Origin of the sequence: Streptomyces sp. NBC_00239 (assembly GCF_036194065.1) — a bacterium.
Lineage (GTDB): Bacteria > Actinomycetota > Actinomycetes > Streptomycetales > Streptomycetaceae > Streptomyces.
Genome location: NZ_CP108095.1, coordinates 2,511,346 through 2,524,142, shown reverse-complemented (window position 1 = coordinate 2,524,142; position 12,797 = coordinate 2,511,346). Strand labels below are relative to the sequence as shown.

At 64.8% G+C, this 12,797-nt stretch carries 5 protein-coding genes, 1 tRNA gene and 3 rRNA genes; 7 read left to right on the top strand and 2 right to left on the bottom strand.

The window, feature by feature from the left end; all coding sequences use genetic code 11:
• Window positions 1-29 precede the first annotated feature (29 nt).
• Window positions 30-296, bottom strand: a complete 267-nt coding sequence (locus OG764_RS10945; protein ID WP_328968233.1) for a hypothetical protein — start codon at window positions 294-296, stop codon at window positions 30-32.
• Between the two features lie 147 nt (window positions 297-443).
• Here OG764_RS10945 and thyX point away from each other — a divergent pair, with 147 nt between their 5' ends.
• The 7 genes from thyX to OG764_RS10910 all read left to right on the top strand — a co-directional run bounded on the left by thyX (window position 444) and on the right by OG764_RS10910 (window position 9,903).
• Entirely contained in the window at window positions 444-1,193 is a 750-nt protein-coding gene (thyX, locus tag OG764_RS10940; protein ID WP_443055888.1) for an FAD-dependent thymidylate synthase, read from the top strand.
• Window positions 1,194-1,378: 185 nt separating this feature from the next.
• Window positions 1,379-2,278, top strand: coding sequence for a 4-hydroxy-tetrahydrodipicolinate synthase (gene dapA, locus OG764_RS10935; protein WP_328968231.1), 900 nt, complete (start codon window positions 1,379-1,381; stop codon window positions 2,276-2,278).
• Between the two features lie 128 nt (window positions 2,279-2,406).
• Complete coding sequence (locus tag OG764_RS10930; RefSeq protein WP_328968230.1) at window positions 2,407-4,092, top strand: ribonuclease J; 1,686 nt, start codon at window positions 2,407-2,409, stop codon at window positions 4,090-4,092.
• Window positions 4,093-4,702: 610 nt separating this feature from the next.
• Window positions 4,703-6,226, top strand: a 16S ribosomal RNA gene (locus OG764_RS10925).
• Between the two features lie 285 nt (window positions 6,227-6,511).
• A 23S ribosomal RNA gene (locus tag OG764_RS10920) occupies window positions 6,512-9,634 on the top strand.
• 74 nt (window positions 9,635-9,708) lie between these two features.
• Window positions 9,709-9,825, top strand: a 5S ribosomal RNA gene (gene rrf / locus OG764_RS10915).
• The 16S, 23S and 5S rRNA genes sit together here with 1 tRNA gene alongside, the layout of an rRNA operon.
• Before the next feature lie 5 nt (window positions 9,826-9,830).
• Window positions 9,831-9,903 (top strand) — tRNA-Thr (locus tag OG764_RS10910).
• A 108-nt stretch (window positions 9,904-10,011) separates the two neighbouring features.
• Here OG764_RS10910 and OG764_RS10905 read toward each other — a convergent pair.
• On the bottom strand, window positions 10,012-12,675 hold the full coding sequence (locus OG764_RS10905; protein WP_328968229.1) for a SpoIIE family protein phosphatase: 2,664 nt from the start codon (window positions 12,673-12,675) through the stop codon (window positions 10,012-10,014).
• Between the last annotated feature and the right edge of the window lie 122 nt (window positions 12,676-12,797).

The following is a 12,797-nucleotide window of genomic DNA, read 5'->3' as shown; positions in this document are numbered from 1 at the left end:
CGGCCTTCCACCCCAGGGGCCCGGACGGGTCAGCGGCTCTGCGCGGCTTCGGGCTGCTGCGCCTTCTCGGGCGCATGAGGAGGCTGGAGCGCCGGCATGCCGAAGAGCAAGGCGCCGATCAGACCGGACACCACTGTGAGTCCGACCAGACTACGGGCGGCGATCTGAGTCTTGCTCAGACGCTCGCGCGGCGGGGGAGTGACGTTGCTGCGGAATCGGTCTGCCTCGGCGACGAAGGCGAACGGGACGGGCTCGCGCGCGGGGGCCCCTCCCGGCGATGGCGGGGGGAGGAACATGGTGGGCTCTCCTCTCGGTGGATGCTGTGACACCTGTTACAGGTACAGACGCTCAAACGGCCCAAAGGGTGCCCTTTTTCGGCAAATTCGCCGAAGTTTGTAGCGCTCGGCGTGGCCCGTAGAGTGGGCGCCGCCTCAGCGAAGCGAATGGGAAGGACCTCGGTGAGCGAGACCCCTGGAATGAAGATCGACTTCCGCAGCGATGTGACCGTCGACCTCGTCAAGCACTCCGCGGCCGACTCGGACGTCCTTTGGGCCGCCCGCGTGTCGACGGCCGGCGAGCAGTCCCTGGAGGAGCTCCAGAAAGACCCCGAGCGCTCCAAGGGCCTCATCAACTACCTGATGCGGGACCGCCACGGCAGCCCCTTCGAGCACAACTCGATGACCTTCTTCATCAGCGCCCCGATCTTCGTGTTCCGCGAGTTCATGCGGCACCGCGTGGGCTGGTCGTACAACGAGGAATCGGGCCGCTACAGGGAGCTGGAGCCGGTCTTCTACGTCCCCGGCGCCGAGCGCAAGCTGGTCCAGGAGGGCCGCCCCGGCAAGTACGTCTTCGTCGAGGGCACCCAGACCCAGCAGGAGCTGACCGGCCGGGTGATGGAGGACTCGTACCGTCAGGCGTACGACGCCTACCAGGAGATGCTCGCGGCCGGTGTGGCCCGCGAGGTCGCCCGCGCGGTCCTGCCGGTCGGCCTGTTCTCGTCGATGTACGCCACCTGCAACGCGCGCTCGCTGATGCACTTCCTCGGCCTGCGCACCCAGCACGAGCTGGCCGCGGTGCCCTCGTTCCCGCAGCGGGAGATCGAGATGGTCGGCGAGAAGATGGAGCAGCACTGGGCCCGGCTGATGCCGCTGACGTACGCCGCGTACAACGCGAACGGGCGTGTCGCGCCGTAGCCCGCACACACGTGCGACGACATCAGCTGAAGTGTCCGTATTGCGGCGTTTCGTGAAGTTCATCTAGGCTGATCAAACGGACCCGGCACTGCTTGAACCCCCGAGCAGGCAGTGCCGGGCTCCAACACCCTCATCACATCCCCCGAGGGGACACCGCGGGCAGAGCAGCGAGTAGCGTGTTACCCATGGCTCCGATCTCCACTCCGCAGACCCCCTTCGGGCGGGTCCTCACCGCCATGATCACGCCCTTCACGGCGGACGGCACTCTCGACCTCGACGGCGCGCAGCGACTCGCTGCCCACCTGGTGGACGCAGGCAACGACGGCCTGATCATCAGCGGGACCACCGGCGAGTCCCCGACCACCACCGACGCGGAGAAAACCGCCCTCGTACAGGCCGTGCGCGAAGCGGTCGGAGACCGGGCCCACGTGGTCGCGGGCATCGGCACCAACGACACCCGCCACAGCGTCGAGCTCGCGCGCCAGGCCGAGCGGGCCGGCGCCCACGGCCTCCTCGCGGTGGCGCCGTACTACAACAAGCCCCCGCAGGAGGGTCTGCGGCGCCACTTCACAGCGATCGCCGACGCGACCGGCCTGCCGGTCATGCTCTACGACATCCCGGGCCGCACCGGCGCGCCGATCGACACCGAGACGCTCGTCCGGCTGGCCGAGCACCCGCAGATCGTCGCGAACAAGGACGCCAAGGGCGACCTCGGCCAGGCCAGCTGGGCCATCGCCCGCAGCGGCCTGGCCTGGTACTCCGGCGACGACATGCTGAACCTGCCGCTGCTCTCCGTGGGCGCGGTCGGCTTCGTGTCCGTGGTCAGCCACCTCGTCACCCCGGACCTGCGCAGCATGCTGGAGGCCCACCTCACGGGCGACGTGCAGAAGGCCACCGAGATCCACCAGAAGCTGCTGCCGGTGTACACGGGTATGTTCCGGGCTCAGGGCGTGATGACGGTCAAGGCCGCCCTGACCGTGCAGGGCCTGCCCGCCGGCCCGCTGCGCCTTCCCCTCATCGGCCTGACCGACGAGGAAACGGCACAGCTCAAGGTCGACCTCGCCGCCGGCGGGGTACAGCTCTGACAACAGACTTCACAAATGAATAAGAAAGACAACTGAACAGATTCACCCCCAGACAACAGCAAGTGCACGAATGTCATGCGCGCCACGTGCCTCCTGAGGTACGTGGCGCGTGTGGTGAGGAGAGACTTTTGAGCCATCCGCATCCGGAACTCGGCCCGCCGCCGAAGCTGCCCAAGGGCGGTCTTCGGGTCACCCCCCTGGGTGGCCTCGGCGAAATCGGCCGGAACATGACCGTCTTCGAGTTCGACGGCAGGCTTCTGATCGTCGACTGCGGCGTCCTCTTCCCGGAAGAGGAGCAGCCGGGCGTCGACCTGATCCTGCCGGACTTCTCGTCCATCAGGGACCGGCTCGACGACATCGAGGGCATCGTGCTCACGCACGGCCACGAGGACCACATCGGCGCCGTCCCCTACCTCCTGCGGGAGAAGCCGGACATCCCGCTGATCGGTTCCAAGCTGACCCTCGCGCTGATCGAGGCGAAGCTCCAGGAGCACCGCATCCGCCCCTACACCCTTGAGGTGAAGGAGGGGGAGCGCGAGAACCTCGGCCCCTTCGACTGCGAGTTCATCGCGGTCAACCACTCCATCCCGGACGCCCTCGCCGTCGCCATCCGCACCCCTGCGGGCCTGGTGGTCGCGACCGGCGACTTCAAGATGGACCAGCTCCCGCTGGACGGCCGCCTGACCGACCTGCACGCCTTCGCGCGCCTGAGCGAGGAGGGCATCGACCTTCTCCTCTCGGACTCGACGAACGCCGAGGTCCCGGGCTTCGTCCCGCCCGAGCGCGACATCTCGAACGCCATCCGCAGCGTCTTCGCGGGCGCCCAGAAGCGGATCATCGTGGCGAGCTTCGCCAGCCACGTCCACCGCATCCAGCAGATCCTGGACGCCGCGCACGAGTACGGCCGCCGGGTCGCCTTCGTCGGCCGCTCCATGGTCCGCAACATGGGCATCGCCCGTGACCTGGGCTACCTGCGCGTGCCGGCCGGACTCGTCGTCGACGTCAAGACCCTCGACGACCTGCCGGACCACGAGGTCGTGCTCGTCTGCACGGGCTCGCAGGGCGAGCCGATGGCCGCGCTGTCCCGGATGGCCAACCGCGACCACCAGATCCGGATCGTCCCCGGCGACACCGTGATCCTGGCGTCCTCGCTGATCCCGGGCAACGAGAACGCGGTCTACCGCGTGATCAACGGTCTGACCCGCTGGGGCGCCAACGTCGTCCACAAGGGCAACGCCAAGGTCCACGTCTCGGGCCACGCCTCCGCCGGCGAGCTGCTGTACTTCTACAACATCTGCAAGCCGCGGAACCTGATGCCGGTCCACGGCGAGTGGCGCCACCTGCGTGCCAACGCCGAGCTCGGCGTGATGACGGGCGTCCCCGCGGACCGCATCGTGATCGCTGAGGACGGCGTGGTCGTCGACCTCGTCGACGGCAAGGCCCGCATCACGGGCAAGGTCCAGGCCGGCTACGTGTACGTGGACGGCCTCTCGGTCGGCGACGTCACCGAGGTCCACCTCAAGGACCGCCGCATCCTCGGCGACGAGGGCATCATCTCGGTCTTCGTCGTGGTGGACAGCACCACCGGCAAGGTCGTGGGCGGCCCGAACATCAACGCCCGCGGCTCCGGCATCGAGGACTCCGCCTTCGCGGGCGTAGTCCCGAAGATCGAGGAGGCCATCGCGAAGGCCGCCGCGGACGGCGTGGCCGAGCCCCACCAGCTGCAGCAGCTCATCCGCCGCACGCTGGGCAAGTGGGTCTCGGACGGCTACCGCCGCCGCCCGATGATCCTCCCGGTCGTGGTCGAGGTCTGACCGACCCGTACAGCCCGTACTGGAGCGGGGCAACCGGATTTGCATCCGGGGGCCCCGCTCCAGTACGTTTACATCTCCGCCTCGGAGGGAAGCCGCGCACACGTGTGTGCCGGGCCGCCCCCGAGAGCCGGTGGACAAGGCAGTCAGGGAGACCTGATAAAGTCTGATCCACCCGAAAGGGAAAGGCCCCCAACGGCCACCGGAATTCGAATTCCAAGTCGGAAACGACACGGAAAAGAGTCTGGTAAGGTTGGAACCGCCGGAAAGGGAAAACGCGAAAGCGAAGAACCTGGAAAGCACCGAGGAAGTCGGGCCCGAAAGAGTCTGATAGAGTCGGAAACGCAAGAACGAAGGAAGCGCCCGGAGGAAAGCCCGAGAGGGTCAGTACAAAGGAAGCGTCCGCACCTTGAGAACTCAACAGCGTGCCAAAAATCAACGCCAGAAGTTGATACCCCGACTCACTTCGGTGAGTTGAGGTTCCTTTGAAAAAGTCCTGGCAGGTCTTCGGATCTGGCAGGCAACACTACAGCGAGGACGCTGTGGACGATCTGCCTTATTCCGGCGTGATCGTCCCGCTCTTGCGTGGTGTGCACCCGATTACGGGTAAACATTCACGGAGAGTTTGATCCTGGCTCAGGACGAACGCTGGCGGCGTGCTTAACACATGCAAGTCGAACGATGAAGCCCTTCGGGGTGGATTAGTGGCGAACGGGTGAGTAACACGTGGGCAATCTGCCCTTCACTCTGGGACAAGCCCTGGAAACGGGGTCTAATACCGGATAACACTCCTGCCTGCATGGGCGGGGGTTAAAAGCTCCGGCGGTGAAGGATGAGCCCGCGGCCTATCAGCTTGTTGGTGGGGTAATGGCCTACCAAGGCGACGACGGGTAGCCGGCCTGAGAGGGCGACCGGCCACACTGGGACTGAGACACGGCCCAGACTCCTACGGGAGGCAGCAGTGGGGAATATTGCACAATGGGCGAAAGCCTGATGCAGCGACGCCGCGTGAGGGATGACGGCCTTCGGGTTGTAAACCTCTTTCAGCAGGGAAGAAGCGAAAGTGACGGTACCTGCAGAAGAAGCGCCGGCTAACTACGTGCCAGCAGCCGCGGTAATACGTAGGGCGCAAGCGTTGTCCGGAATTATTGGGCGTAAAGAGCTCGTAGGCGGCTTGTCGCGTCGGATGTGAAAGCCCGGGGCTTAACCCCGGGTCTGCATTCGATACGGGCAGGCTAGAGTGTGGTAGGGGAGATCGGAATTCCTGGTGTAGCGGTGAAATGCGCAGATATCAGGAGGAACACCGGTGGCGAAGGCGGATCTCTGGGCCATTACTGACGCTGAGGAGCGAAAGCGTGGGGAGCGAACAGGATTAGATACCCTGGTAGTCCACGCCGTAAACGTTGGGAACTAGGTGTTGGCGACATTCCACGTCGTCGGTGCCGCAGCTAACGCATTAAGTTCCCCGCCTGGGGAGTACGGCCGCAAGGCTAAAACTCAAAGGAATTGACGGGGGCCCGCACAAGCGGCGGAGCATGTGGCTTAATTCGACGCAACGCGAAGAACCTTACCAAGGCTTGACATATACCGGAAAGCATTAGAGATAGTGCCCCCCTTGTGGTCGGTATACAGGTGGTGCATGGCTGTCGTCAGCTCGTGTCGTGAGATGTTGGGTTAAGTCCCGCAACGAGCGCAACCCTTGTCCTGTGTTGCCAGCATGCCCTTCGGGGTGATGGGGACTCACAGGAGACCGCCGGGGTCAACTCGGAGGAAGGTGGGGACGACGTCAAGTCATCATGCCCCTTATGTCTTGGGCTGCACACGTGCTACAATGGCCGGTACAATGAGCTGCGATACCGTGAGGTGGAGCGAATCTCAAAAAGCCGGTCTCAGTTCGGATTGGGGTCTGCAACTCGACCCCATGAAGTCGGAGTCGCTAGTAATCGCAGATCAGCATTGCTGCGGTGAATACGTTCCCGGGCCTTGTACACACCGCCCGTCACGTCACGAAAGTCGGTAACACCCGAAGCCGGTGGCCCAACCCTTGTGGAGGGAGCTGTCGAAGGTGGGACTGGCGATTGGGACGAAGTCGTAACAAGGTAGCCGTACCGGAAGGTGCGGCTGGATCACCTCCTTTCTAAGGAGCATATAGCCGACTGCGATCGAATGAATCGCACGGTTGCTCATGGGTGGAACGTTGATTAGTTGGCACAGTCTTCAAAGCCTTCTGTAAGTACTGCTTCGGCGTGGAACACGGAAGAGTGGCGGGGATTGTGCTTGGCACGTTGTTGGGTATCTGAGGGTACGGCCGGTTTGGTCGAACCTTCGCGATGCCGGCCCCAGTGCACTCACTAGCTTGTCTGGTGGGGTGATGGGTGGCTGGTCGTTGCTTGAGAACTACACAGTGGACGCGAGCATCTGTGGCCAAGTTTTTAAGGGCGCACGGTGGATGCCTTGGCACCAGGAACCGATGAAGGACGTGAGAGGCCGCGATAGGCCCCGGGGAGCTGCCAACTGAGCTTTGATCCGGGGGTGTCCGAATGGGGAAACCCGGCAGTCGTCATGGGCTGTCACCCACTGCTGAACACATAGGCAGTGTGGAGGGAACGAGGGGAAGTGAAACATCTCAGTACCCTCAGGAAGAGAAAACAACCGTGATTCCGGGAGTAGTGGCGAGCGAAACCGGATGAGGCCAAACCGTATGCGTGTGATACCCGGCAGGGGTTGCGCATGCGGGGTTGTGGGAATTCTTTTGATCGGTCTGCCGGCCGGTCGGCGAGTCAGAAACCGTTGATGTAGTCGAAGGACATGCGAAAGGTCCGGCGTAGAGGGTAAGACCCCCGTAGACGAAACATCAGCGGCTTGCTTAAGAATCTCCCAAGTAGCACGGGGCCCGAGAAATCCCGTGTGAATCTGGCGGGACCACCCGCTAAGCCTAAATATTCCCTGGTGACCGATAGCGGATAGTACCGTGAGGGAATGGTGAAAAGTACCGCGGGAGCGGAGTGAAATAGTACCTGAAACCGTGTGCCTACAAGCCGTGGGAGCGTCGCGCATTGAGTTTACTCAATGCGTCGTGACTGCGTGCCTTTTGAAGAATGAGCCTGCGAGTTAGCGGTGTGTAGCGAGGTTAACCCGTGTGGGGAAGCCGTAGCGAAAGCGAGTCCGAATAGGGCGATTGAGTTGCACGCTCTAGACCCGAAGCGGAGTGATCTAGCCATGGGCAGGTTGAAGCGGAGGTAAGACTTCGTGGAGGACCGAACCCACCAGGGTTGAAAACCTGGGGGATGACCTGTGGTTAGGGGTGAAAGGCCAATCAAACTCCGTGATAGCTGGTTCTCCCCGAAATGCATTTAGGTGCAGCGTCGTGTGTTTCTTGCCGGAGGTAGAGCACTGGATAGGCGATGGGCCCTACCGGGTTACTGACCTTAGCCAAACTCCGAATGCCGGTAAGTGAGAGCACGGCAGTGAGACTGTGGGGGATAAGCTCCATGGTCGAGAGGGAAACAGCCCAGAGCATCGACTAAGGCCCCTAAGCGTACGCTAAGTGGGAAAGGATGTGGAGTCGCAGAGACAACCAGGAGGTTGGCTTAGAAGCAGCCACCCTTGAAAGAGTGCGTAATAGCTCACTGGTCAAGTGATTCCGCGCCGACAATGTAGCGGGGCTCAAGCGTACCGCCGAAGTCGTGTCATTGCAGCAATAGGGCCAACGCCCGCTGTGATGGGTAGGGGAGCGTCGTGTGCCGGGTGAAGCAGCAGCGGAAGCTAGTTGTGGACGGTTCACGAGTGAGAATGCAGGCATGAGTAGCGATACACACGTGAGAAACGTGTGCGCCGATTGACTAAGGGTTCCTGGGTCAAGCTGATCTGCCCAGGGTAAGTCGGGACCTAAGGCGAGGCCGACAGGCGTAGTCGATGGACAACCGGTTGATATTCCGGTACCCGCTTTGAAACGCCCAATATCGAATCAGGCGATGCTAAGTCCGTGAAGCCGTTCCGGACCCTTCGGGGAAAGGAAAGTGGTGGAGCCGACGAACCAGACTTGTAGTAGGTAAGCGATGGGGTGACGCAGGAAGGTAGTCCAGCCCGGGCGGTGGTTGTCCCGGGGTAAGGGTGTAGGCCGAGGGGTAGGCAAATCCGTCCCTCATTAAGGCTGAGACCTGATGCCGAGCCGATTGTGGTGAAGTGGATGATCCTATGCTGTCGAGAAAAGCCTCTAGCGAGTTTCATGGCGGCCCGTACCCTAAACCGACTCAGGTGGTCAGGTAGAGAATACCGAGGCGTTCGGGTGAACTATGGTTAAGGAACTCGGCAAAATGCCCCCGTAACTTCGGGAGAAGGGGGGCCATCACTGGTGATCGGATTTACTCCGTGAGCTGGGGGTGGCCGCAGAGACCAGCGAGAAGCGACTGTTTACTAAAAACACAGGTCCGTGCGAAGCCGTAAGGCGATGTATACGGACTGACGCCTGCCCGGTGCTGGAACGTTAAGGGGACCGGTTAGTGACCTTTCGGGGTTGCGAAGCTGAGAACTTAAGCGCCAGTAAACGGCGGTGGTAACTATAACCATCCTAAGGTAGCGAAATTCCTTGTCGGGTAAGTTCCGACCTGCACGAATGGCGTAACGACTTCTCGACTGTCTCAACCATAGGCCCGGTGAAATTGCACTACGAGTAAAGATGCTCGTTTCGCGCAGCAGGACGGAAAGACCCCGGGACCTTTACTACAGTTTGATATTGGTGTTCGGTTCGGCTTGTGTAGGATAGGTGGGAGACTTTGAAGCAGCCACGCCAGTGGTTGTGGAGTCGCCGTTGAAATACCACTCTGGTCGTGCTGGATGTCTAACCTCGGTCCGTGATCCGGATCAGGGACAGTGTCTGATGGGTAGTTTAACTGGGGCGGTTGCCTCCCAAAGAGTAACGGAGGCGCCCAAAGGTTCCCTCAGCCTGGTTGGCAATCAGGTGTTGAGTGTAAGTGCACAAGGGAGCTTGACTGTGAGACCGACGGGTCGAGCAGGGACGAAAGTCGGGACTAGTGATCCGGCGGTGGCTTGTGGAAGCGCCGTCGCTCAACGGATAAAAGGTACCCCGGGGATAACAGGCTGATCTTCCCCAAGAGTCCATATCGACGGGATGGTTTGGCACCTCGATGTCGGCTCGTCGCATCCTGGGGCTGGAGTCGGTCCCAAGGGTTGGGCTGTTCGCCCATTAAAGCGGTACGCGAGCTGGGTTTAGAACGTCGTGAGACAGTTCGGTCCCTATCCGCTGCGCGCGTAGGAATATTGAGAAGGGCTGTCCCTAGTACGAGAGGACCGGGACGGACGAACCTCTGGTGTGCCAGTTGTCCTGCCAAGGGCATGGCTGGTTGGCTACGTTCGGGAGGGATAACCGCTGAAAGCATCTAAGCGGGAAGCCTGCTTCAAGATGAGTATTCCCACCTCCTTGAGAGGGTAAGGCTCCCAGTAGACGACTGGGTTGATAGGCCAGATGTGGAAGCCCGGTAACGGGTGGAGCTGACTGGTACTAATAGGCCGAGGGCTTGTCCTCAGTTGCTCGCGTCCACTGTGTTAGTTCTGAAGTAACGAACCGTGTCCATGCCCGGTTGGTTAACTTCATAGTGTTTCGGTGGTCATAGCGTTAGGGAAACGCCCGGTTACATTCCGAACCCGGAAGCTAAGCCTTTCAGCGCCGATGGTACTGCAGGGGGGACCCTGTGGGAGAGTAGGACGCCGCCGAACAACCCGCCCTTTTAGCTCAGTCGGTAGAGCGTCTCCATGGTAAGGAGAAGGTCAACGGTTCGATTCCGTTAAAGGGCTCAAACGAAAAAGCCCCCACCATCTGGTGGGGGCTTTTTTGCGTTCCCGGACCGTTTTCGGGACCGCTTCCGCCGGCTGGCCCACGGCCAGCCGGCGGAAGCGCCGGGGTCAGTCGCCCTCGCGGGGCTCGGGAATGCGGAACGCCAGGATGGCCATGTCGTCCGAGGCGGGCTCCGCCGCGAAACGCTCCACCGCGCGCAGCACCCGGGCGGCCACCGCGCCCGCCGTGAGGCCCGTACACGTGGTGAGGACATCGGCGAGGCCGTCGTCGCCCAGCATGCGGGTGCCCTCGCGGCGCTCCGTCACCCCGTCCGTGACGCACAGCAGGACATCGCCCGGGTCGAGCGTCAGGTTCTCCTCGTACAGTTCGAGGTCCTCCATCACGCCGAGGAGGGGCTGCGGCTCCGCGGCCGGCTCCACGCGGCCGTCCGGGCGCAGCCGGAGCGGCAGCGGGTGGCCAGCGCAGACCAGCTTCAGCTGGGCGCCGCCGTCCTCGCGCGGGCGGAGCTCGCCGTACAGGAGGGTCAGGAAGCGGCTGCGGGCGCCCTCGTCGAGGATGGCCGTGTTCAGGCGCTCCAGGACCGCCGGGCCGCCGAAGCCCTCCCGGGCCAGCAGGCGCAGCGCGTGCCGGGCCAGGCCCGTCACCGCCGCCGCCTCCGGGCCCGTACCGCACACGTCGCCGATGGCGAAGCCGTAGGCGCCGTCGCGGATCGGGAAGACGTCGTAGAAGTCGCCGCCGACCTCGTTGCCCTCGCCGGCCGCGCGGTAGATGACCTCCACCTCGATGCCCGGGATGGCCGGGGCGCTGGGCGGCAGCAGGCTGCGTTGCAGGGAGCGGCTGATCGCCATGCGCTCCGAATACAGGCGCGCGTTGTCGAGGGCGAGGGCGGCCCGCCGGGACAGGTCCTCGGCGAGCTCCACGATCTCCTGGCGGAAGTGCTCGTCCGTGGGCTTCCCCAGGGTGAGCAGGCCGATGACGCGGTTGCGGGCCATCAGGGGCAGCACCACCGTCTCGCCGCCGACGGCCGCGGCCGTGGCGAGGACGGAGCCGAGGCCCGGCGTGTGGCCGGCGTGCGCGCCGTGGTCCAGCGCGCGCATGGACGTCCGCAGGGCGGCCTGGTGGGCGGCCTCGGTCGGCGCGGTCCACGGGCGGGCACCGGGGGTGTTCACCGGCTCGGGCGGGCTGATCCGGCTCAGCAGGGCCTTCAGGCCGTCGATCCGGTCCTCGTCCTCGTGCAGGACGTACGACAGCTGCGGATCGGAGGCCGGGTCCGCGATCGTGTACACGGCGCACCAGGTGGCCAGGGTGGGCACGGTCATCTGGGCCATCAGCGCGAGCGTCTGGTCCCGGTCCAGGGTGCCGGCCAGCAGGTCGGAGGCCTCGACGAGGAAGGACAGCGAGCCGCGGCGCAGGCGTTCCAGCTCGCCGAGGCGGGCGGACTCGACGGCCAGGGCGATCCGGTCGGCCGCGAACTGCAGGCGCAGGGCCTCCTCGTTCGTGTAGCGGCCCGGTGCCTCGGTGGCCACCCCCAGCGAGCCGGTCAGCCGGCCCTCGACCTTCAGGGGGACGGTGACCACGGAACGCATGCCGGTGCCGCCCAGCAGGGGGACCGCGCCGGGCACCGCCGCCAGGTCCTCGTGGACCGCGGGCATCCGGGCCGAGCCGAAGCGGCCGGTGCCGGCCTCGACGGGGACCCGGGCGAAGCGCTGGCGGGTGGACGGCAGGCCGGTCGTCGCCCGGACCTCCAGCTCCGTCTCGTCGTCGGTGGCCAGCAGCAGGAAGGCGGCGTCCGCGTCGAGCATGTCACGGGCCCGCTCCACCGTGCGCTGGAGCAGCCCGTCGAGGTCGTCGGGCGCCGGGGAGCCGATGAACACCTCGAAGGGGTCCGCGCTGCGGGGCTCGGAGTGCTGGCCCGCGTCGGTCGCCGGGGTGCGGGCCGGAGTCTGCAGGACGGCCCGGTCCTGTTCGTGGACGAGCAGGCAGACGGTGGACGCCACGCCCTCGGCGTCGCGTACCCGCAGGTGCGAGGCGTACACGGGGATCACGCGGCCGTCGGCGCACTGGATGCCGTAGCTGCCCTCCCAGCGGGACAGGCGCAGGGCCTCGGCGAGGCCGGTGCCGGTGCCCGGGGTGTGCGGCCAGGCGGCGAGCTCGCCGAGGGGGCGGCCGATGGCCTTGGCCGACGGGTAGCCGAACAGGTGTTCGGCGTCCTTGTTCCAGGCGGCGACGACGGCTTCCGTGTCGATCTGGAGGACGGCGACCCGGACCTTGGTGTCGGCCACCGGAAGCTGCTGGTCGGGAATGGCGGGGCCGGCGTACCGGGTGCCGACGGGGCGGGCCGGCAGGTCCAGCTGGAACCAGACGTGCTTGAGGGCCGGGGCGTAGTCCACTCCCCAGCGGGTCGCGAGGGCCGCGCAGAGCATCAGCCCGCGGCCGCTCTCCTGGTCCGGGGCGGGCAGGCCGCGCTCGGGGTGCTGGAGGGGGACCTCGCGCTCCGGGTAGCGGTCGGCGACCTCGATCCGGATCCCGTCGGGGGTGCGCAGGCACAGGACGTCCGCGCTGGTGCCCGCGTGGATGACGGCATTGGTGACGAGTTCGCTGGTCAGGACCACGGCGTCGTCGACGACGTCGGCGAAGCCCCAGCCCTGGAGGGTGTCGCGGACGAAGGCGCGGGCACCGGCGACCGAGCGCGGGACAGGGTCGAAGCTGGCAGCCGCCCGGGCCGTGATCACAGGACTCCTCAATCGTGTCGTGACGCCCGGTTCCGCCATCGGACCACCCCTCCGGTGCCCGGTGTTCCACGCGCCCCCGACCCGGCCGGGCGGACCGGGGCGGTTGGACAGTCGGGTGCCAGGTTACTTACCTTCGCGGTCGGTGCGGGCGCGCTCGGCCG

What these genes read in the sequence shown, in the direction of transcription:
- OG764_RS10945 (WP_328968233.1), bottom strand. Translation starts at nt 296, where the DNA reads ATGTTCCTCCCCCCGCCATCGCCGGGAGGGGCCCCCGCGCGCGAGCCC.
- thyX (WP_443055888.1), top strand. Translation starts at nt 444, where the DNA reads ATGGGAAGGACCTCGGTGAGCGAGACCCCTGGAATGAAGATCGACTTC.
- dapA (WP_328968231.1), top strand. Translation starts at nt 1,379, where the DNA reads ATGGCTCCGATCTCCACTCCGCAGACCCCCTTCGGGCGGGTCCTCACC.
- OG764_RS10905 (WP_328968229.1), bottom strand. Translation starts at nt 12,675, where the DNA reads ATGGCGGAACCGGGCGTCACGACACGATTGAGGAGTCCTGTGATCACG.